The organism is Streptomyces sp. 840.1, assembly GCF_003751445.1.
Classification (GTDB): domain Bacteria; phylum Actinomycetota; class Actinomycetes; order Streptomycetales; family Streptomycetaceae; genus Streptomyces.
In genome coordinates, this window is the sequence record NZ_RJUU01000001.1 from 431,113 (window position 1) to 450,706 (window position 19,594).

The window sequence follows — 19,594 nt, forward strand, 5'->3', positions numbered from 1 at the left end:
TCCCTCCCGGCCTCGCACGTCCAGCTGTTGCTTCCGGTCCGGTGTCAGCCAGGTGGGTCCGTCAATCGGCAGACGGCCGAACCCTAAACCTTCGCACAGTATCTACGAACATCCGGGGTGCCGTGCCGCCCGACAGATCACGGTCTCGTGAGGATTGTGCGGGATCGGCCCGGGGGTGTGGCCGGGCGTCCGCCGCCGCCGGGTTCCTCAGACGCGCGGCAGGGACTCCGCCGCGATTCCGCCCTCGATGGCCAGGATGCGGTGCAGTCTGGTGGCGACCAGAAGTCGTTGCATCTGCGGCGGCACCCCGCGGAGCACCAGCCGCCGGCCGGCCCGTCCGGCCCGTCTGTGCGCGCCCATGATGACACCGAGTCCGGTGGCATCCCATGAATCCAGCTCGGTCAGGTCCAGCACCAGATCGCCGACTCCGTCGTCGAGCGCCGAGTGCAGGACCGTACGGGCGTCCGCCGCGCTTCGGACGTCGAGGCGGCCCCCGACGACCAGCTCGGCGTGGTCGCCCCTGATGTGCATATGCGCTCCCCTTGGATGCCCCGTAGCAAGGTCCGTCTGTCTGAAACTGTCTCTGCCCCAACTGACTGCGGCAGCGACAGGGAAGTTGCCGTCTGTAAGCGAACCGATACCGAATTCACTCCGTGGAGTGAACCGGGTCCGCCGTGGATCCGAGGTGGATCCGATGCGTGGCTTGTACGGATCCGATGATCGCGGGGGGCGACCCCCTGGTCCTGCGGGCCTGATTGACGGCAAATCAGACACCGGAGGACCAGAAACGATCAGTAGGTGTAAAAACCCTGCCCGCTCTTGCGGCCGATGTCACCTGCATCGACCATCCGGCGCATCAGCTCCGGAGCGGCGAACTTCTCGTCCTGGGACTCGGTGTAGATGTTGCCGGTGGCGTGCAGCAGGATGTCGACGCCGGTCAGGTCCGCGGTGGCGAGCGGGCCCATGGCGTGGCCGAAACCGAGCTTGCAGGCGATGTCGATGTCCTCGGCCGAGGCGACGCCCGACTCGTACAGCTTGGCGGCCTCGACGACCAGCGCCGAGATCAGCCGGGTGGTGACGAAGCCGGCCACGTCGCGGTTGACCACGATGCAGGTCTTGCCGACCGACTCGGCGAACTCGCGTGCGGTGGCCAGGGTTTCGTCGCTCGTCTTGTAGCCGCGTACGAGCTCGCAGAGCTGCATCATCGGGACCGGCGAGAAGAAGTGCACACCGACGACGCGCTCCGGGCGCTCCGTCACGGCCGCGATCTTGGTGATCGGGATGGCGGAGGTGTTGGAGGCGAGCACGGTGTCGTCCCGGACGATCTTGTCGAGGGCCCGGAAGATCTCGTGCTTCACCTCCAGCTTCTCGAAGACCGCCTCGACGACGACGTCCGCGTCGGCGACCGCGTCGAGATCGGTGGTCGTGGTGATGCGGGCGAGCGCGGCCTCGGCGTCGGCGGCCGCGAGCTTGCCCTTGGAGACGAACTTGTCGTAGGAAGCGCTGATGCCGTCACGGCCCCGGTTCAGTGCCGCGTCGGTGACATCGCGCAGCACGACGTCCCAGCCCGCCTGGGCGGAGACCTGCGCGATGCCGGACCCCATGAGTCCGGCTCCGACGACGGCGAGCTTCCTGGCCACGTTGACACCCCTGCTTCCATACGGTTCCTGTTCCATGCTCTCCGGCGGAGGTTAGTCCCCGTGAGGGGCGCTGGGGCGGCGAAGAGATGCGCGTCACGTCTCAAATGACGGACATCACACCGGGATGCGTCATTCGGCGGTGCGCCGGGCGTAGTTGAGCACCTTTTCGCCCAGCAGGTCCTCGATGTCGTCGAGCAGGACGAGGGCGTCCCTGGACACCTCGGCGGCCGGGCGGCCCGCCACCATCTCGCGTCCGATGTACGCCATGAGCGTGCTGTGCACCCAGGAGAGCTGACCGGCCACCAGGACCGGGGTCCGGTCCCCGGGCTCCGCGCCGCACTCCTCCAGGAGCGTCGTCTCCAGATGCAGCAGGGCCTCCTGCTGCACGTGCCAGAGGCGGGCCTTGAGGCTGTCGGCGCCCTCGATGACCCGCATGAAGCGTTCGTACCCCTCCATCAGGCCGACGGTGGGCGAGACGCTCTCCACCTGGATGCGCAGTTCGCGCAGGACGGCGTCGGCGGCGGACTCGCCCCGGTCCCGGCCTCGGACGTACCGCGAGAGGCGGTCGACGATGCCCCGGCTGCGGTCCAGGAAGAGGTCCTCCTTGGCCGGGAAGTAGTTGTAGACCGTGTTCACCGAGACGTCGGCGGCGCGGGCGACCTCCGCGATGGTGACCTCGTCGAAGCCCCGGTCGAGGAAGAGACCGGTGGCCACGTCCGAGAGGTGCTGTCTGGTCCGGCGCTTCTTGCGCTCCCTGAGTCCCTCAGCCATGCCCCCACCCTATGACCTCTCTGGGGTTCATGAATTTTTGGTGTCATTGCAATTTTTCATTTGACTCTGTTTTTGTAGTCGCTATGCCAATCATCAGTACGGCCGGGCTCGCCCGGACCTTCGACACCAAGGCCGGTCCGGTGCGGGCCGTGCGCTCCGTCGACCTGACGGTCGCGGCCGGCGAGATCGTCGGCCTGCTCGGCCCCAACGGAGCGGGCAAGACAACGACCCTGCGCATGCTCACCACGCTGCTCGCCCCGACCGGCGGCGCCGCCACCGTCGCCGGCCACGACCTGGTCGCGGACCCGGCGGGCGTACGGGAGAACTGCGGGTACGTCGCCCAGTCCGGCGGCGTCGACCCGCACATCACGGTGCGGGAGGAGCTGGTCACCCAGGGCCGGATGTACCGGCTCGGCAAGGCCGGGGCGACCGCCCGCGCCGATGAGCTGGCCGGGGAGCTGGGCCTGGCGGAGCTGCTCGACCGCAGGACGGCCTCGCTCTCCGGGGGCCAGCGCCGACGGCTCGACATCGCGATGGGGCTCACCCACCGCCCGCCGCTGCTCTTCCTCGACGAGCCGACGACCGGCCTCGACCCGGGCAGCCGCACCGACCTGTGGAACCTGGTGCGGCGGCTGCGCGACGAGCACGGCACCACCGTCGTGCTCACCACCCACTACCTCGACGAGGCGGACGCCCTCGCCGACCGGCTGGTCGTGATCGACGGCGGCCTGGTGGCGGCCCAGGGCACGCCGGCCGAACTGAAGACCCGGTACGCGGACTCCCCCGACGCCTCGCTCCAGGAGGCCTTCCTCGCGATCACCGGCCGCGCCCCGGCCGCCGACACCGCACCCGTCGCCGTTTGAGAACCGACAGTCCAGGAACCGAAGTCCAGGACCGAAATCGAGGAACCGAACCCGATGCTTCTCCACGACACCGCGCTCGTCTTCGGGCGGTACGCCCGCCAGACCCTTCGCTCGAAGTTCCAGATCCTCTTCGGCATCCTCATGCCACTGCTCTACCTGCTCTTCTTCGGCCCGCTGCTGACCGGGCTGCCGCTCGGCCGGTCCGGTGACTCCTGGCAGATCCTGGTCCCCGGCCTGCTGCTCCAGCTCGGCCTGTTCGGCGCCTCGTTCGCCGGCTTCGCCATCATCATCGACAAGTCGACCGGAGTCGTGGAACGGATGCGCGTCACCCCGGTCAGCCGGATGGCGCTGCTGCTGGGCCGGGTCCTGCGGGACGCCCTGCTGTTCATGTTCCAGGCGGTGCTGCTGGTGCTCGCCGCCGTGGCGATGGGGCTGCGCGCACCGCTGCCCGGCGTACTGATCGGCTTCGCGTTCGTCGGCCTGCTGACGGTCTCGCTGGCCTCGCTCTCGTACGCCCTGGCGATGAAGGTGGCCACGCCGCAGGAGTTCGGCCCGGTGATCAACTCGCTCACCATGCCGGCCATGCTGCTCTCCGGCCTGATGCTGCCGATGACGCTGGGGCCGGCGTGGCTGGACGTGCTCTCCCACCTCACGCCGTTCCGCTATCTCGTGGACGCGGTACGGGACGCGTACACCGGCTCGTACGCCACCGCGCACATGCTCTACGGGGTACTGGTCGCCCTCGGCTTCGCCGCCATCGCCGTGACAACGGGCACACGTGTGTTCCGCAGGACCGGTGCGTAACTACGCTGACCGCATGGTCAACCTGACACGCATCTACACCCGCACCGGCGACCGGGGCACCACCGCCCTCGGAGACATGAGCCGGACCGCCAAGACCGATCTGCGGATCTCCGCGTACGCCGACGCCAACGAGGCCAACGCGGTCATCGGCACGGCGATCGCACTCGGGCAGCTGACCGACGACATCGTGAAGGTCCTCGTCCGCGTGCAGAACGACCTGTTCGACGTGGGCGCCGACCTCTCGACACCGGTCGTCGAGGAACCGGAGTACCCGCCGCTGCGGGTGGAGCAGTTCTACATCGACAAGCTGGAGGCGGACTGCGACCACTTCCTGGAGCAGGTGGAGAAGCTCCGCAGCTTCATCCTGCCGGGCGGCACCCCGGGAGCGGCCCTGCTCCACCAGGCCTGCACGGTGGTCCGGCGCGCGGAACGGTCCACCTGGGCGGCGTTCGAGGTGCACGGCGAGGCGATGAACGCCCTGACGGCGACGTATCTCAACCGGCTCTCCGACCTGCTGTTCATCCTCGCCCGGGTGGCGAACAAGGAGGTCGGGGACGTGCTGTGGGTGCCGGGCGGCGAGCGGTAGGCCCAAGCCCCTCCGGTATCCCCGGAGCCCGTCCGGCCGCGCGGTAGAGCGCCTCAGCCGGGCGGGCCCTGCACCTTCTCCGGGGCGCGCTCCGGGTCCCGTTTCGGGAACAGCGTGTAGCTCAGCGCGATCAGCAGGTTGATCCCGATCACGAACAGCATCGTCTGCTGCCAGGACCGCAGCGACACCACGTCCCCGTCGCCTCCCACGTACCAGACCGCCGCCTGGAGCAGCGCCAGCGCCGTCACCGCGGCCACCGTCCACCGCCCGGCCACCCGCCACTCGTGCACCGCCCGCGCCTTCCCGTACTTCGGCGGCTTCACCGGCGGCGGTCCGCCCGCGAAGCGGTGGGCGACCCGGGCGTCGACCCATCGGATCGTGGAGTGGCCGAGGCCCACCGTGAAGCCGATGTACACGGCGGCGAGGCCGTGCTTCCAGTCCGGCTCGGCGCCGTTCTTCAGGTCGACGGCGGTCACCACCAGCAGGATCACCTCCAGCAGCGGTTCGCACAGCAGCACCGCGCCACCGAGCCGCGGCTTCCTCGCCACGTAGCGCAGGGCGAGTCCCGCGGCCAGCAGTACCCAGAAGGCGATCTCGCAGAGGACGATCAGTGTGACGATCACGGTCCGGCTCCTTGTCTCTTGCCTCCAGCGTCCCCGCCCCGGCGGGCCAGGTCGTCGCCCGGAGTGACGAACCGCCGCTGCATACTTCGATGTACTCGCGGCTCACTCCCCGTACCGACGTCCCGGCACCGCCCGCCGTGTTGGATGGAAGGGTGCTCATCCACCTCCGCCCCCACCGCGACGACCTCCTCATCGCGGTCACCGGTCTGCTCGGCGGAGTGGTGCTGTGGCTGCTCGGCCTGCACATGCAGAACGGCCGGCCGCTGGACGCGTCCGGCAGCGAGCTGGTCCCGCTCGCCGTGATGTCGTCGCTGGCGCTGCTGCGCCGGACCGCACCGCAGACCGCCCTGGTCATCGGCACTCTCGCGCTGGTCCTGGACCAGTTCACGCCGGGGAACCTGGCGACCGTGCTGCTGTACACCGACGTCATGTACGCCGCCGTGCTGTACGGCACCCCGGCGGCCGCCCGCCGCATCCCGGTGACCACGCTCCTGATCACCGTCGCCGTCACGATCGGGTTCCTGGCCTGGTTCCGCACCGCCGAGGCGCTGCTCATCGGCATCGTCACCGGACTGGTCTCGTTCGTGCCCGCCCTGACCGGGGTCAGCGTGCGCAACCACCGCGAGGCCGCCGAGACCGAACGGCTGCGCGCCGATCAGACGGCTCTGCTGGCCGAGATGGACCGGGTGCAGGCGGTGACCGCCGAACGGGCCCGGATGGCGCGCGAACTGCACGACCTGGTCGCCAACCACCTCTCCGCGATCGCCATCCACTCCACCGCCGCGCTCTCCATCGACGAGCCGGAGACCTCCCGGAACGCCCTGGGGGTCATCCGGGAGAACAGCGTCGACGGTCTGGCCGAAATGCGCCGTCTGATCGGGCTGCTGCGCACCGGCGCGGCGGATCCCGGCCCCCTCACCTCGCCCACGCTCGGCTCACTGGACGCCCTGGTCGAGCAGCACCGGACGAACGCCGCGTCCAGCGGGCTGACCTGCGTGCTGGAGGATTCGCGCACCGGACCCGGCCCGCTGCCCGCGCCGGTCGAACTGGCCGCGTACCGCATCGTGCAGGAGTCCCTCACCAACGCGCTCAAGCACGCCGGGCCCGGTCCGGTCACGGTCCGCCTCGGGCAGCCGGGGCAGCGGCTGACGGTGGAGGTCACCAGCGCGCTCGGCAGCCGGCCCGGTCCGCGCGCACCCGGTTCGGGGGCCGGGCTGGTCGGGATGCGGGAGCGGGTGGCGCTGCTCGGCGGGGAGTTCGAGGCGGGGCCGGTATCCGCCGGGAGCGGACCGAAGATCTGGCGTGTACGGGCCGAACTGCCCGTCGGGGAAGGAAGCGTGAGGACATGACGATCCGGGTTCTGGTGGCCGAGGACCAGTCGGCGGTGCGTGCGGGGCTGGTGCTCATCCTGGGCAGCGCACCGGACATCGAGGTCGTCGGGGAGGCCGGTGACGGGGAGGCGGCGGTGCGGCTGGCCCGTGAACTGCGCCCCGACCTGGTGCTGATGGACATCCAGATGCCCAGGCTGGACGGGGTGTCGGCGACGCGGCAGGTGGTGTCGGAGGGCCTGGCGGACGTGCTGGTGCTGACCACCTTCGATCTGGACAGTTACGTGTTCGGCGCGCTGCGGGCCGGGGCGTCGGGCTTCCTGCTGAAGGACACCGAGGCGCGCGGGCTGCTCGAAGCGGTGCGCACGGTGGCGCGCGGCGAGGGGCTGATCGCCCCGGCGGTGACGCGCCGGCTGATCGCGGAGTTCGCCGGTTCCACCACCGCGCCGCCGAGGGCCGCCGACCGGGCGGTGCTGGACTCCCTCACCCGGCGCGAGCGCGAGGTGCTGGGGTGTCTCGGTGAGGGGTTGTCGAACGCCGAGGTCGCGGTGCGCCTTTCGATGGCGGAGGCGACGGTGAAGACGCACGTCAGCAGGTTGCTGGGGAAGCTGGAGCTGCGCAGCCGGGTCCAGGCGGCGGTACTGGCGCAGGAGTTGGGCATCTGACGTTTACTTCGGCCCGATTCCGATCTTTGGTCTGGACCTCTTGACGATTGGTCCAGACCTTCCTAATCTCACCGGACACACTGCGGTGAGTACGCCATGACAAGGCGCGCTCAGGGCGGCGCAGGGTTTGCAGTCCACGGACCACCCCCGTTTGTCTGGACCTCACCCCAGGAGCACCGTTGAGCACTGAGACCCCCCGCCGGACCCGATTCAGACTCGGGGCCGGGAAAGCCACCAGATCACGAGCCGTCGCGGGCCTCACCGCACTGCTCCTCCCGCTCGCCGCGATGGTCGGCATGGCCTCCCCGGCCGAAGCCGCGACCTCGGCGACCGCCACCTATGTGAAGAAGTCCGACTGGGGCAGCGGCTTCGAGGGCCAGTGGACGGTGAAGAACACCGGCACCACCGCCCTCAGCTCCTGGACCATCGAGTGGGACTTCCCCGCCGGCACCGGTGTCGGCTCCGCCTGGGACGCCACCGTCACCAGCTCCGGGAACCACTGGACCGCCAAGAACCTCGGCTGGAACGGCTCGGTCGCTCCGGGCGCCAGCGTCTCCTTCGGCTTCAACGGCACCGGCTCCGGTTCCGGCGCCGCCAGCGGCTGCAAGCTGAACGGCGCCTCCTGCGACGGCGGCAGCGTCCCCGGCGACAACGCCCCCTCCGCCCCCGGCACCCCCACCGCGAGCGGCGTCACCAACACCTCCGCGAAGCTGAGCTGGAGCGCGGCCACCGACGACCACGGCATCAAGAACTACGACGTCCTGCGGGACGGCGCGGTCGTCGCCACGGTCACCGGCACCACGTACACCAACACCGGCCTCACCGCGGGCACCGACTACTCGTACACCGTGCAGGCCCGCGACACCGCCGACCAGACCGGTCCGGCCAGCGGCGCGGTCAAGGTGCACACGACCGGAGGCGGCGGCACCGACCCCGGCACCGGCTCCAAGGTCAACCTCGGCTACTTCGCGGAGTGGGGCGTCTACGGGCGCAACTACCACGTGAAGAACCTGGACACCTCCGGCTCGGCCGCGAAGATCACCCACATCAACTACGCCTTCGGCAACGTGACCGGCGGCAAATGCACCATCGGTGACTCCTACGCCGACTACGACAAGGCGTACACCGCCGACCAGTCGGTCGACGGCGTCGCCGACACCTGGGACCAGCCCCTGCGCGGCAGCTTCAACCAGCTGCGCAAGCTCAAGGCGAAGTACCCGAACATCAAGGTCCTCTGGTCGTTCGGCGGATGGACCTGGTCCGGCGGCTTCGGCCAGGCGGCCCAGAACCCGGCCGCCTTCGCCCAGTCCTGCTACGACCTGGTGGAGGACCCCCGCTGGGCCGATGTCTTCGACGGCATCGACATCGACTGGGAGTACCCCAACGCCTGCGGTCTGACCTGTGACACCAGCGGCCCGGCCGCGCTGAAGTCGCTCACCTCCGCGCTGCGGACCAAGTTCGGCAGCAACAACCTGGTGACCGCCGCCATCACGGCCGACGGCTCCGACGGCGGCAAGATCGACGTCGCCGACTACGCGGGCGCCGCACAGTCGCTGAACTGGTACAACGTGATGACGTACGACTTCTTCGGCGCCTGGGACGCGAAGGGCCCGACGGCTCCGCACTCCCCGCTCACCCCGTACACCGGCATCCCGAAGGCCGGCTTCAGCTCCTCCGAGGCCATCGCCAAGCTGAAGGCCCAGGGCGTCCCCGCCTCCAAGCTGCTGCTCGGCATCGGCTTCTACGGCCGGGGCTGGACCGGTGTCACCCAGGACGCGCCCGGCGGCACCGCCACCGGCGCCGCGCCCGGCACCTACGAGGCGGGCATCGAGGACTACAAGGTCCTCAAGAACAGCTGCCCCACCACCGGCACCGTCGCGGGCACCGCCTACGCGCACTGCGGCACCAACTGGTGGAGCTACGACACCCCGGCCACCATCACGTCCAAGATGGCCTGGGCGAAGAACCAGGGCCTGGGAGGCGCGTTCTTCTGGGAGTTCAGCGGCGACACCAGCAACGGTGAACTCGTGAGCGCGATGAACAGCGGTCTGAAGTAGTAGTCCCCACCGCCGCACCACTCATCGCGTAACCCCCGAAAAGCACCGGGGAGACAGGTCCGCCCCCTGTCTCCCCGGTTTTCGTATGGGTGGCTCCTGAGCCACGTGCACCCGCCCCCGGAATTCGTCCGGGAGGTGCCCCTTTCCGGCGGGCCTGCCGGTCTACGCCACGTTGACCCGCTGGCCGGGAGGCGCCGCCTCCAGCCAGGCGAGGAAACCGGTCAGCGCGTCCTCGCTCATCGCCAGCTCCAGGCGGGTCTCCCGGTGGAGACAGCCGAGCACGATGGCGTCGGAGAGCAGCGCGAGCTCCTCCTCGCCCTCCGGCATCCGGCGGGCGACCACCTCGATGGCGGACCGCTCCAGCACCCGGCGCGGACGCGGGGAGTAGCTGAAGACCCGGAACCAGTTCACCTTGTCGCCGCTGTACCGGGCGACGCCGTACACCCAGCCCTTGCCCGAGAGATCCGGCTCCACCGGCACATTCCAGCGCAGGCTGCAGTCGAAGGTCCCGCCGGAGCGCTGAATCAGCCGCCGGCGCAGACCGAAGACGAAGAGACCAACCGCGACCAGTGCGACGACCAGCCCGCCCACCCACAGCGCGAGGAACATCTCCACCGACCTCCTCGCGTCATCGAGTAAACGGATACCGCCCGAACTTCAACTGCACCTGCATCGCCTCAGCCGCGACACGGTCTGGAGAGGTCTCCAGCTCGGGCCGCGGCTGAGGGTAAAGACATTTCGCGGGGCGGTTAGGGCGCCGCCACCGCACGCAGTCGCACATCGGCGCGACGCTCGGCGGCGCCGTCCGTGTCCGACTTCGCACGTTCCAGCGCACGCTCCGCGCGCTCGACATCGATCTCGTCCGCCAGCTCGGCGATCTCCGCCAGCAGCGAGAGCTTGTTGTCCGCGAACGAGATGAAACCGCCGTGCACCGCGGCGATGACAGTGGAGCCATCGCTCGTACGGATCGTCACCGGGCCCGATTCCAGCACACCCAGAAGCGGCTGGTGACCGGGCATGACGCCGATGTCGCCGGACGTGGTGCGCGCGACGACCAGGGTGGCCTCGCCGGACCAGACACTACGGTCCGCCGCGACCAGCTCGACGTGCAGCTCAGCAGCCAAGGGTGGCTCCTCGGGTCACCACCCGGCGGTCATGCCGGGTGTTGGGTCAATTCTACGGGGCGTGGTGAGGGGGACGGGACGCACCCGCCCCCCTCGGTGAGCCGGAGGCTCAGGAGACGCCGAGCTCCTTGGCGTTGGCCTTGAGGTCCTCAATGCCACCGCACATGAAGAACGCCTGCTCGGGGAAGTGGTCGTACTCACCGTCGGCGATCGAGTTGAACGCGGCGATCGACTCGTCGAGCGGAACGTCCGAACCGTCCACGCCGGTGAACTGCTTGGCGACGTGGGTGTTCTGCGACAGGAAGCGCTCGATGCGACGGGCGCGGAAGACGGTGAGCTTGTCCTCCTCGCCGAGCTCGTCCATTCCGAGAATGGCGATGATGTCCTGGAGGTCCTTGTACTTCTGAAGGATTCCCTTGACCCGCATGGCGGTGTCGTAGTGGTCCTTCGCGATGTAGCGCGGGTCCAGGATCCGGGACGTGGAGTCCAGCGGGTCCACGGCCGGGTAGATGCCCTTCTCGGAGATCGGACGGGAGAGAACCGTCGTCGCGTCGAGGTGGGCGAAGGTGGTGGCCGGAGCCGGGTCGGTCAGGTCGTCCGCGGGGACGTAGATCGCCTGCATCGAGGTGATCGAGTGACCGCGGGTCGAGGTGATGCGCTCCTGGAGGAGACCCATCTCGTCGGCCAGGTTCGGCTGGTAACCCACCGCGGACGGCATACGGCCGAGCAGGGTGGACACCTCGGAGCCGGCCTGGGTGTACCGGAAGATGTTGTCGATGAAGAAGAGCACGTCCTGCTTCATCACATCGCGGAAGTACTCCGCCATGGTCAGACCGGCGAGGGCGACGCGCAGACGCGTGCCCGGCGGCTCGTCCATCTGTCCGAAGACAAGCGCCGTCTTGTCGATGACGCCGGACTCGGCCATCTCCTCGATGAGGTCGTTGCCCTCACGGGTACGCTCACCGACGCCCGCGAACACCGACACACCGTCGTGGTTGTTGGCGACGCGGTAGATCATTTCCTGGATCAGCACGGTCTTGCCGACACCGGCACCACCGAACAGACCGATCTTTCCACCCTTGACGTACGGGGTGAGAAGGTCGATGACCTTGACGCCGGTCTCGAACATCTCGGTCTTGGACTCGAGCTGGTCGAAGGCCGGGGCCTTGCGGTGGATCGGCCAGCGCTCGGTGACCTCGGCCTCGGCCTCGGGCTTGTTCAGGATCTCACCAAGGGTGTTGAACACCTTGCCCTTGGTCATCTCGCCGACCGGCACCGTGATGCCGGCGCCCGTGTCGGTCACCGGGGCCTGGCGGACCAGACCGTCGGTGGGCTGCATCGAGATGGCGCGGATCACACCGTCGCCGAGGTGCTGGGCGACCTCGAGCGTCAGCTTCTTGATCTTGCCGTCCTCGGCCGGGTCGGCCACCTCGACGGTCAGCGCGTTGTAGATCTCCGGCATCGCGTCGACGGGGAACTCCACGTCGACGACCGGGCCGATGACCCGGGCGACGCGGCCCGTGGCAACGGCCGTCTCAACTGTGGTCGTCATTACTTGTCACTCCCCGCGGTCGCGTCGGCCAGCGCACTGGCACCACCGACGATCTCGCTGATTTCCTGGGTGATTTCGGCCTGGCGGGCCGCGTTGGCAAGCCGGGAGAGGCTCTTGACGAGCTCCCCGGCGTTGTCGGTGGCCGACTTCATCGCGCGGCGGCGGGCAGCGTGCTCGGAAGCAGCGGCCTGCAGCAGCGCGTTGTAGATCCGGCTCTCGACGTACCGCGGGAGCAGGGCGTCCAGGACGTCCTCCGCCGACGGCTCGAAGTCGAACAGCGGCAGGATCTCTCCCTGGCCGTCCGTGTCCTTCGTGAGGTCGAGGCTGAGCGGCAGCATCCGGTTGTCCACCGGGTTCTGCGTCATCATCGAGACGAACTCGGTGAAGACGATGTGCAGCTCGTCCACACCGCCCTCGGCGGTCTCCTTGGTGACCGCCTCGATCATCGGGGCGGCCGCCCGCTTCGCATCCGCGTACGTCGGGCTGTCGGTGAAGCCGGTCCACGACTCCGCGATCTTGCGCTCGCGGAAGTTGTAGTAGGCGACACCCTTGCGGCCGATCACGTACGTGTCGACCTCCTTGCCCTCACCGCGCAGCCGCTCGGTCAGCTGCTCCGCGGCCTTGATGGCGTTGGAGGAGTAACCGCCGGCCAGACCGCGGTCGCTCGTGACGAGCAGGATCGCGGCCCGTGCCGGAGTCTCGGCCTCGGTGGTCAGCGGGTGCTTGGTGGTGGATCCGGTCGCCACCGCGGTGACCGCACGGTTCAGCTCGGTGGCATACGGCATCGAGGCCGCCACCTTGCGCTGCGCCTTGACGATGCGCGAGGCGGCGATCATCTCCATCGCCTTGGTGATCTTCTTCGTGGCGGTGACGGAGCGGATGCGGCGCTTGTAAACGCGAAGCTGAGCGCCCATCGATCAGCCCTCGCCCAGAAGCTTGCCGTCCGAGGTCTCGAACTGCTGCTTGAAGGCGGCGACCGCGTCGGCGATCGACTGCAGCGTGTCGTCGGACATCTTGCCGCCCTCGACGATGCTGGTCAGGAGCTCCTTGCGCTCGCGGCGCAGGTACTCCAGCAGCTCGCTCTCGAAGCGACGGATGTCCTCGACCGGGACGTCGTCCATCTTGCCCGTGGTGCCGGCCCAGACCGAGACGACCTGCTCCTCGACCGGGATCGGGGCGTACTGCGGCTGCTTCAGCAGCTCGACCATGCGCTTACCGCGCTCCAGCGAGGCCTTCGAGGCCGCGTCCAGGTCGGAACCGAAGGCGGCGAACGCCTCCAGCTCGCGGTACTGGGCGAGGTCCACGCGGAGCCGGCCGGAGACCTGCTTCATGGCCTTGTGCTGGGCGGAGCCACCGACACGCGAGACCGAGATACCGACGTTCAGAGCCGGACGCTGGCCGGCGTTGAACAGGTCGGACTCCAGGAAGCACTGGCCGTCGGTGATGGAGATGACGTTGGTCGGAATGAACGCCGACACGTCGTTCGCCTTGGTCTCGACGATCGGGAGGCCCGTCATCGAACCGGCACCCATGTCGTCGGAGAGCTTGGCGCAGCGCTCCAGCAGACGCGAGTGGAGGTAGAAGACGTCGCCCGGGTAGGCCTCGCGGCCCGGCGGACGGCGCAGCAGAAGCGATACGGCGCGGTACGCGTCGGCCTGCTTCGAAAGGTCGTCGAAGATGATCAGGACGTGCTTGCCCGCGTACATCCAGTGCTGGCCGATGGCCGAACCGGTGTACGGCGCCAGGTACTTGAAGCCGGCCGGGTCGGACGCCGGGGCGGCGACGATGGTCGTGTACTCCAGCGCGCCGGCCTCTTCGAGGGCACCGCGCACGGAGGCGATGGTGGAGCCCTTCTGACCGATGGCGACGTAGATGCAGCGCACCTGCTTGTTCACGTCGCCCGAACGCCAGTTGTCACGCTGGTTGATGATCGTGTCGACGGCCAGCGCGGTCTTACCCGTCTGACGGTCGCCGATGATCAGCTGACGCTGGCCGCGGCCGATCGGCACCATGGCGTCGACGGCCTTGTAGCCGGTCTGCATCGGCTCGTGCACCGACTTACGGACCATGACGCCAGGGGCCTGCAGCTCGAGGGCGCGGCGGCCGTCGGTCGCGATCTCGCCGAGACCGTCGATCGGGTTGCCGAGCGGGTCGACGACGCGGCCGAGGTATCCCTCGCCGACGCCGACGGAGAGCACCTCACCGGTGCGCTGCACCGGCTGGCCCTCCTCGATCCCGCTGAACTCGCCGAGGACGATCGCACCGATCTCGCGCTCCTCGAGGTTGAGGGCGAGACCGAGGGTGCCGTCCTCGAACTTCAGCAGCTCGTTCGCCATGGCGGAGGGCAGGCCCTCCACCTTCGCGATGCCGTCGCCGGCAACGCTGACCGTACCGACCTCCTCGCGCGAGGCCGCGTCCGGCTTGTACGACTGGACAAAGTTCTCCAGCGCATCCCGGATCTCCTCCGGCCGGATCGTGAGCTCCGCCATCTGGGTTCCCTGCTCTCCTTGTTGGGCCCGAAGTTTCTTAAGGGGGTCTGGGGGCCGACCCCCAGGAATCTTCTGCAATTTCTGCACGGCCCAACCGGGCCGCTGGTCTTGCTCTGTCTCTGTTACTGCGCCGGGCTGGGTCAGCCGGCCATCCGTCGGGTCGCCTCGTCGAGACGCTCCGCGATGGTGCCGTTGACGACCTCGTCACCGACTCGCACTGTGACTCCGCCGAGGACCTCGGGGTCCACGTCGAGATTCAGGTGCATCTGGCGGCCGTAGATCTTCGCCAGAGCGGCGCCGAGCCGCTGCTTCTGCCGGTCGCTCAGCGGCACTGCCGAGGTGACGATCGCGACCATGCGGTCACGGCGCTCCGCGGCGAGCTTGGAGAGGGAGTCGAGTCCCTCCTCCAGGCTACGTCCCCGGGGCTGTGTGACAAGCCGCACGATGACGCGCTCGGTGGTGGGCCGCGCCTTTCCGCCGAGCAGGCTGCGCAGCAGCTCGCCCTTGGCGGCGGTGGTCGCGGTCCGGCTGGTGAGCGCGGCGCGCAGTGCGGGGTCGGAGGCGACGATCCGGCCGAACCGGAACAGCTCGTCCTCGACGTCGTCGAGGTCTCCGCTCCGCTGGGCGGCGGTGAGGTCTGCGGTGTTCGCCAGTTCCTCGACCGAGTCGACCAGGTCGCGCGACTGCGACCAGCGCGAGCGGACCATGCCGGAGATCAGGTCGACGGCTTCGCCGCCGACCTGGCCGCCCAGCAGACGCCCGGCCAGCTCGGCCCTGGCCTCGCCGGCCTGGGCCGGGTCGGTCAGTACCCGGCGCAGCGACACCTCGCGGTGCAGCAGCGCCGTGACGCCGGCCAGGTCCTCGGCGAGCTTCGACGCGTCGACCGACGTGCTGTCGGTCAGTGCGTCGAGACGCTCACGTGCGGCGGCCAGTGCCTCGCGGCTCGCGCCGTTCATCGGACGGCCTCGGCCTTCGCCTCGAGCTCGTCGAGGAAACGGTCGACGGTGCCGCTCTGCCGGGCGTGGTCCTCAAGGGACTCCCCGACGAGCTTGCCGGCCAGGTCGGTGGCGAGCTTGCCCACGTCCTGGCGCAGCGCGGACGCCGCGGCCTTGCGGTCGGCCTCGATCTGGGCGTGGCCCGCAGCGACGATCTCCTCGCGCTGCCGCTGGCCTTCCGCCCGCATCTCCTGCAGGATCACGGCGCCCTGCTCCTGCGCCTCCTGGCGCATACGAGCGGCTTCGTGGCGGGCCTCGGCGAGCTGAGCCTTGTACTGCTCAAGCACGCTCTGGGCCTCGGTCTGGGCCGCATCGGCCTTTTCGATACCGCCTTCGATGGCCTCGCGACGCTCTTCCAGAACCTTGTTGATGTTCGGGAGGAGCTTCTTCGCGAGGAAGCCGAAGACGATGACAAAGGCGATGAAGCCAATGACGAGCTCAGGAATCGGCGGGATGAGCGGGTTTTCCGCTTCCTCCGCCGCGAGCTGAACCAGAGGGTTCACGTCAGTGCCTTCCGTCGAATGGGCTGTTCGCGACCGGTCAGGAGGTCGGGTAGACGAACGGCATGACCAGACCGATCAGGGCGAGCGCCTCACAGAAGGCGAAGCCGAGGATCTGGTTGGCGCGGATGAGACCGGCAGCCTCGGGCTGACGGGCGAGCGCCTGGGTGCCGTTACCGAAGATGATGCCGACGCCGACGCCGGGGCCGATCGCGGCGAGGCCGTAACCGATGGAGCCGAGGTTGCCCTTGATTTCGACGCTGGTGGCGGCGAGGGTCTGGAGAGCAGACATGCCGGTTCTTCCTTCTCTTTCTTGGTCCGGTGGGGGTTGGCCACCGGGTGCTTCAGGAGGTGGGTGCTCAGTGGCCCTTGGCGAGAGCGCCCTGGATGTAGCTGCAGGTCAGCAGGACGAACACATAGGCCTGGACAGCTTGGATAAAGAGCTCGAACGCGGTCATCACGATGACCATGACGAACGAGACACCCGCGTAGGCGATGCCGATGCCGTTGAGCAGGTACCAGCTGGCGATCGTGAAGAGCAGCAGCAGGGTATGGCCCGCGAACATGTTGGCGAAGAGCCGGACAGCGTGCGTGAACGGCCTGACCAGCAGGTTCGAGAACAGCTCGATGGTCATCGAGAGCGGCAGGACGGCGCCGAGGCTCTTGTCGTAGCCCGTGAAGTTCTTGAAGGCACCGACGAATCCGTGCTTCTTGAACGTCAGGCTGACCCACAGGACATACACGACCGCGGCCAGCGCGGCCGGGTACGCGATGATCGCCGTCACAGGGAACTGGGCGACCGGAATGATGGACCAGAGGTTCATCATCCAGACGAAGAAGAACAGCGAGACGACGAGCGGGACGTACTTGTCGCCCTCGCGCTTGCCGATCGTCTCGTAGACGACGCCTCGGCGTACGAAGTCGTAGCCGGCCTCGGCCACCATCTGCAGCTTGCCCGGAACGAGCTTCGGCTTGGCGAAGGCAGCCCAGAAGAAGCCGACGATGATGATCGAGCCGAGCAGCGCCAGCAGCATCGTCTTGTTGAAGTACAAGTTGCTGTCCCCGTCGCCCCAGAGGGACTCGAACAGGAACGAGTGCAGACCGGGAGCCGGGAAACCACAACCGTTGTTCTGGAAGATGTGGCAATCGGTCTCGAAGGCGAGCACCTGTGTCGGGTCAGCACTCACCGCGGGCTCCTTCAGCGTGGCGCATAGGTACGGCAACCTCGTTGTGTCGGCGCGGCGCGCAGCCGCGGTTCGGCACTGGACTGGTGTTTCGGATGTGTGAGCGGCAGTCAGGCATTGAGCCTCGCGATCGAGCAGGCGTCAGCTCACATGCCCGCGCCCGCGGTGCCGCAGTTGGAACCGGACGATAGCAGGGTCCTGAACTTACCCTTATCCCGCCCCTACCCTTCACGACCGGTGCCCAGTGTTCTTGGGCTTCTCACCCTTGTCGGACTCGGGCTCGACGTAAAGGATCTTGGCCTTCATGTGCGCACGCGCCTGTGCGCCGATCCACACGAGAGTCGTCGCGACCAGAGTGATCGCGAAGGCCTTCGGGTTGAACATCGTGGTGTTCTTGAATACGGCGACAAAGATGAACAGCAGGAGCAGCTGAGCCGTGTACAGCATCAGCCCCATCGCCTGGAACAGGTGGGGCATGGACTTGGCGGTCCGTTGCAGGACCACGAGCCCGATGCCCATGAAGAGAATGACCACGATCGTCGCAACGATCGCGCCCAGGGCTCCCTTGCCACCGGCGACGCCAGCGCTGATCGCGGCGGCAACAGCGCCGGCGACAACGGTGGGTACGGCGGTCTGGAGGAGAGTCCGGACGTCGTTGGACGGCATGGCGGCAGCTCCGCTTGCTGGGGGTCGGCAGTGTGTCGTCAATGGACGAGCGTAGGCCCGGTCCGAGTCGATGCCTCGGGGCCAAGGGACCGCGCTACTCAGGTCCTTCGGCTCTGTCACCGGGTTCGTGAACGGTATCACAAACTATTTGATGAGGTCTTTACCAAGAAAGTGTGGTTGCTGTCACACGTGAGTGTGAACAAGCGCGTGTGAGCGCGACGACACAACCACTTGTCTGGTATTGCCCGTTGATGCCCGAATCACCGATGAGAGGAATCGGCCTTGCGCCGGTCCGAAAATCGCGAACGGGGGCCAATGGCGGTCGCTCCGTTGACGCCGGAGACTCCTGCGGCGATCGGGGCCCGGGGCGCCTGCTCGGCCCCCTCCCGTCCCATCTGATCGTCCAGCGGCCGCTGTTGCCCCTCCGGCCCGTCCGCGGGCTCCTGCGGCCCCTCGGCCCGGCGGCGCCGCCTCCGGTACCGCGGCGGCACGATGCGCTGCGCCCACAGCGGGGCACGCGGGGTGAAGCGGGGCATCAGGAGCAGGATCAGGCCCAGCGCGCTCAGCCCCACGATCACCAGGACGATCCACATCGACGCCGAGTGCACGGAGTAGCCGACCGCGCCGAACGCGATCAGGGCCGACCAGAAGTACATGATCAGCACCGACCGGCTGTGCGAGTGGCCGATCTCCAGCAGCCGGTGGTGCAGGTGACCCCGGTCGGCGGCGAACGGCGACTGGCCGTTCCAGGTGCGCCGCACGATCGCCAGCACCAGGTCGGCCGCCGGGATCGCGATGATGGTCAGCGGCAGCAGCAGCGGGATGAAGACCGGCAGCATCGCGTGGGTCGCCTGCCGCTCACTGCCCTCGAAGATCTTCATGGTGTCCGGGTCGACCTGCCCGGTCACCGAGATCGCGCCGGCGGCCAGCACCAGGCCGATCAGCATCGAACCGGAGTCCCCCATGAAGATCCGGGCCGGGTGCATGTTGTGCGGCAGGAAGCCGAGGCACATGCCCATCAGGATCGCCGTGAAGAGCGTCGCCGGGGCGGCCGCCTCGATCATGTGTCCGTACCAGAGCCGGTAGGTGTAGAGGAAGAACGCGGCCGACGCGATGAGGACCATGCCGGCGGCCAGACCGTCGAGCCCGTCGACGAAGTTCACCGCGTTGATCGTGATGACGACCAGGGCCACCGTGAGCAGCGTGCCCTGCCACTGGGTGAGGGCGACGGTGCCGACGCCGGGGATCGGCAGCCACAGGATCGTCAGACCCTGCAGGACCATGACCGCGGCCGCGATCATCTGGCCGCCCAGCTTGATCAGCGCGTCGATCTCGAACTTGTCGTCCAGGACACCGATCAGCCAGATCAGCGCCGCCCCGGAGAGCAGCGCGCGCGGTTCGCTGGAGAGGTCGAAGACGCTGTCGAGGTTGGCCAGGTGATCGGCGACGATCAGCCCGGCGCACAGCCCGCCGAACATGGCGATACCGCCGAGCCTCGGTGTCGGTTCACGGTGGACGTCGCGCGCCCGGATCGCGGGCATCGCCCCGACCGCGATGGCGAACTTACGCACCGGGCCGGTGAGCAGGTAGGTCACCGCTGCCGTGACACAGAGCGTCAGCAAGTAATCACGCACGGGCTGCCCCACAACTATCGCCGGCCATCTCAGCCCACACCTTAACTAGGTCGGCCTCATGGTTGAGGACACGTATGTACCCGCGATGGTTGCACGAGCCACCCTCATTCGGG

General features: G+C 68.4%; 21 protein-coding genes. 6 read left to right on the forward strand and 15 right to left on the reverse strand.

Translation table 11 applies throughout. The annotated features are described in order from the left end of the window. Positions 1-207: 207 nt before the first annotated feature. The 3 genes from EDD93_RS01870 to EDD93_RS01880 form a co-directional block, all read right to left on the reverse strand. Entirely contained in the window at positions 208-531 is a 324-nt protein-coding gene (locus tag EDD93_RS01870) for an STAS domain-containing protein (RefSeq protein WP_018102617.1), read from the reverse strand. Positions 532-791: 260 nt separating this feature from the next. Further along, complete coding sequence (locus tag EDD93_RS01875) at positions 792-1,640, reverse strand: 3-hydroxyacyl-CoA dehydrogenase family protein (protein ID WP_123523499.1); 849 nt, start codon at positions 1,638-1,640, stop codon at positions 792-794. A 129-nt stretch (positions 1,641-1,769) separates the two neighbouring features. Continuing rightward, on the reverse strand, positions 1,770-2,411 hold the full coding sequence (locus EDD93_RS01880; protein ID WP_123523500.1) for a TetR/AcrR family transcriptional regulator: 642 nt from the start codon (positions 2,409-2,411) through the stop codon (positions 1,770-1,772). Between the two features lie 83 nt (positions 2,412-2,494). Between EDD93_RS01880 and EDD93_RS01885 the strand changes: the two genes are divergently transcribed. Genes EDD93_RS01885 through EDD93_RS01895 form a run of 3 tightly spaced genes read left to right on the forward strand, consistent with a single transcriptional unit; the run spans position 2,495 to position 4,664 of the window. Beyond that, positions 2,495-3,274, forward strand: coding sequence for an ABC transporter ATP-binding protein (locus EDD93_RS01885; protein WP_123523501.1), 780 nt, complete (start codon positions 2,495-2,497; stop codon positions 3,272-3,274). A 54-nt stretch (positions 3,275-3,328) separates the two neighbouring features. Continuing rightward, positions 3,329-4,078, forward strand: coding sequence for an ABC transporter permease (locus tag EDD93_RS01890; RefSeq protein ID WP_123523502.1), 750 nt, complete (start codon positions 3,329-3,331; stop codon positions 4,076-4,078). A gap of 13 nt (positions 4,079-4,091) precedes the next feature. Continuing rightward, on the forward strand, positions 4,092-4,664 hold the full coding sequence (locus tag EDD93_RS01895; protein WP_123523503.1) for a cob(I)yrinic acid a,c-diamide adenosyltransferase: 573 nt from the start codon (positions 4,092-4,094) through the stop codon (positions 4,662-4,664). Positions 4,665-4,717: 53 nt separating this feature from the next. On the opposite strand, the gene EDD93_RS01900 is transcribed toward EDD93_RS01895, so the two are convergent. Continuing rightward, positions 4,718-5,287, reverse strand: coding sequence for a hypothetical protein (locus EDD93_RS01900; protein WP_123523504.1), 570 nt, complete (start codon positions 5,285-5,287; stop codon positions 4,718-4,720). 152 nt (positions 5,288-5,439) lie between these two features. Between EDD93_RS01900 and EDD93_RS01905 the strand changes: the two genes are divergently transcribed. The 3 genes from EDD93_RS01905 (at position 5,440) to EDD93_RS01915 (ending at position 9,337) form a co-directional block, all read left to right on the forward strand. After that, on the forward strand, positions 5,440-6,636 hold the full coding sequence (locus EDD93_RS01905) for a sensor histidine kinase (RefSeq protein WP_260255589.1): 1,197 nt from the start codon (positions 5,440-5,442) through the stop codon (positions 6,634-6,636). Continuing rightward, positions 6,633-7,280: a response regulator transcription factor gene (locus EDD93_RS01910; protein ID WP_123523506.1), complete on the forward strand. Its 648-nt coding sequence runs from the start codon at positions 6,633-6,635 to the stop codon at positions 7,278-7,280. The genes EDD93_RS01905 and EDD93_RS01910 overlap by 4 nt, the downstream gene beginning before the upstream one ends. A 179-nt stretch (positions 7,281-7,459) precedes the next feature. Beyond that, positions 7,460-9,337 (forward strand): glycoside hydrolase family 18 chitinase, encoded by a 1,878-nt coding sequence (locus tag EDD93_RS01915; RefSeq protein WP_123523507.1) that lies wholly within the window; start codon positions 7,460-7,462, stop codon positions 9,335-9,337. 162 nt (positions 9,338-9,499) lie between these two features. On the opposite strand, the gene EDD93_RS01920 is transcribed toward EDD93_RS01915, so the two are convergent. From EDD93_RS01920 to EDD93_RS01970, 11 genes are all read right to left on the reverse strand, one after another. Continuing rightward, positions 9,500-9,946 carry a DUF2550 domain-containing protein gene (locus tag EDD93_RS01920; protein WP_037777657.1) on the reverse strand — a complete coding sequence of 149 codons (447 nt, stop codon included), beginning with the start codon at positions 9,944-9,946 and terminating at the stop codon, positions 9,500-9,502. Positions 9,947-10,086: 140 nt separating this feature from the next. Further along, a complete protein-coding gene (locus EDD93_RS01925; RefSeq protein ID WP_123523508.1) occupies positions 10,087-10,461 on the reverse strand; it encodes a F0F1 ATP synthase subunit epsilon in 375 nt (124 codons plus the stop codon). Positions 10,462-10,570: 109 nt separating this feature from the next. Beyond that, entirely contained in the window at positions 10,571-12,013 is a 1,443-nt protein-coding gene (gene atpD / locus EDD93_RS01930) for a F0F1 ATP synthase subunit beta (protein WP_123523509.1), read from the reverse strand. Further along, positions 12,013-12,927, reverse strand: coding sequence for a F0F1 ATP synthase subunit gamma (locus EDD93_RS01935; protein WP_123523510.1), 915 nt, complete (start codon positions 12,925-12,927; stop codon positions 12,013-12,015). The genes atpD and EDD93_RS01935 overlap by 1 nt, the downstream gene beginning before the upstream one ends. Positions 12,928-12,930: 3 nt before the next feature. Beyond that, positions 12,931-14,502: a F0F1 ATP synthase subunit alpha gene (gene atpA, locus EDD93_RS01940; protein ID WP_123523511.1), complete on the reverse strand. Its 1,572-nt coding sequence runs from the start codon at positions 14,500-14,502 to the stop codon at positions 12,931-12,933. 140 nt (positions 14,503-14,642) lie between these two features. Further along, positions 14,643-15,458, reverse strand: coding sequence for a F0F1 ATP synthase subunit delta (locus EDD93_RS01945; RefSeq protein WP_123523512.1), 816 nt, complete (start codon positions 15,456-15,458; stop codon positions 14,643-14,645). Further along, positions 15,455-16,000 carry a F0F1 ATP synthase subunit B gene (locus EDD93_RS01950; protein WP_123523513.1) on the reverse strand — a complete coding sequence of 182 codons (546 nt, stop codon included), beginning with the start codon at positions 15,998-16,000 and terminating at the stop codon, positions 15,455-15,457. The genes EDD93_RS01945 and EDD93_RS01950 overlap by 4 nt, the downstream gene beginning before the upstream one ends. 37 nt (positions 16,001-16,037) lie before the next feature. Further along, positions 16,038-16,289 carry an ATP synthase subunit C gene (locus tag EDD93_RS01955; protein WP_037689279.1) on the reverse strand — a complete coding sequence of 84 codons (252 nt, stop codon included), beginning with the start codon at positions 16,287-16,289 and terminating at the stop codon, positions 16,038-16,040. A 67-nt stretch (positions 16,290-16,356) separates the two neighbouring features. Beyond that, positions 16,357-17,184 (reverse strand): F0F1 ATP synthase subunit A, encoded by an 828-nt coding sequence (gene atpB, locus EDD93_RS01960; protein ID WP_123523514.1) that lies wholly within the window; start codon positions 17,182-17,184, stop codon positions 16,357-16,359. 225 nt (positions 17,185-17,409) lie between these two features. Then, positions 17,410-17,847, reverse strand: a complete 438-nt coding sequence (locus EDD93_RS01965) for a hypothetical protein (protein WP_123523515.1) — start codon at positions 17,845-17,847, stop codon at positions 17,410-17,412. A 260-nt stretch (positions 17,848-18,107) separates the two neighbouring features. Continuing rightward, the gene (locus EDD93_RS01970; RefSeq protein WP_123523516.1) at positions 18,108-19,493 is read right to left on the reverse strand and encodes an MraY family glycosyltransferase; all 1,386 of its coding nucleotides are present in this window, start codon (positions 19,491-19,493) and stop codon (positions 18,108-18,110) included. Positions 19,494-19,594: the final 101 nt, after the last annotated feature.

Excerpts from the sequence above, each read along its gene's own strand:
- EDD93_RS01880 (WP_123523500.1), bottom strand. The coding sequence starts at position 2,411 with ATGGCTGAGGGACTCAGGGAGCGCAAGAAGCGCCGGACCAGACAGCAC.
- EDD93_RS01945 (WP_123523512.1), bottom strand. The coding sequence starts at position 15,458 with ATGAACGGCGCGAGCCGCGAGGCACTGGCCGCCGCACGTGAGCGTCTC.
- atpD (WP_123523509.1), bottom strand. The coding sequence starts at position 12,013 with ATGACGACCACAGTTGAGACGGCCGTTGCCACGGGCCGCGTCGCCCGG.
- EDD93_RS01965 (WP_123523515.1), bottom strand. The coding sequence starts at position 17,847 with ATGCCGTCCAACGACGTCCGGACTCTCCTCCAGACCGCCGTACCCACC.
- EDD93_RS01870 (WP_018102617.1), bottom strand. The coding sequence starts at position 531 with ATGCACATCAGGGGCGACCACGCCGAGCTGGTCGTCGGGGGCCGCCTC.
- EDD93_RS01890 (WP_123523502.1), top strand. The coding sequence starts at position 3,329 with ATGCTTCTCCACGACACCGCGCTCGTCTTCGGGCGGTACGCCCGCCAG.
- EDD93_RS01955 (WP_037689279.1), bottom strand. The coding sequence starts at position 16,289 with ATGTCTGCTCTCCAGACCCTCGCCGCCACCAGCGTCGAAATCAAGGGC.
- EDD93_RS01920 (WP_037777657.1), bottom strand. The coding sequence starts at position 9,946 with ATGTTCCTCGCGCTGTGGGTGGGCGGGCTGGTCGTCGCACTGGTCGCG.
- EDD93_RS01885 (WP_123523501.1), top strand. The coding sequence starts at position 2,495 with ATGCCAATCATCAGTACGGCCGGGCTCGCCCGGACCTTCGACACCAAG.
- EDD93_RS01910 (WP_123523506.1), top strand. The coding sequence starts at position 6,633 with ATGACGATCCGGGTTCTGGTGGCCGAGGACCAGTCGGCGGTGCGTGCG.
- atpA (WP_123523511.1), bottom strand. The coding sequence starts at position 14,502 with ATGGCGGAGCTCACGATCCGGCCGGAGGAGATCCGGGATGCGCTGGAG.
- EDD93_RS01935 (WP_123523510.1), bottom strand. The coding sequence starts at position 12,927 with ATGGGCGCTCAGCTTCGCGTTTACAAGCGCCGCATCCGCTCCGTCACC.
- EDD93_RS01895 (WP_123523503.1), top strand. The coding sequence starts at position 4,092 with ATGGTCAACCTGACACGCATCTACACCCGCACCGGCGACCGGGGCACC.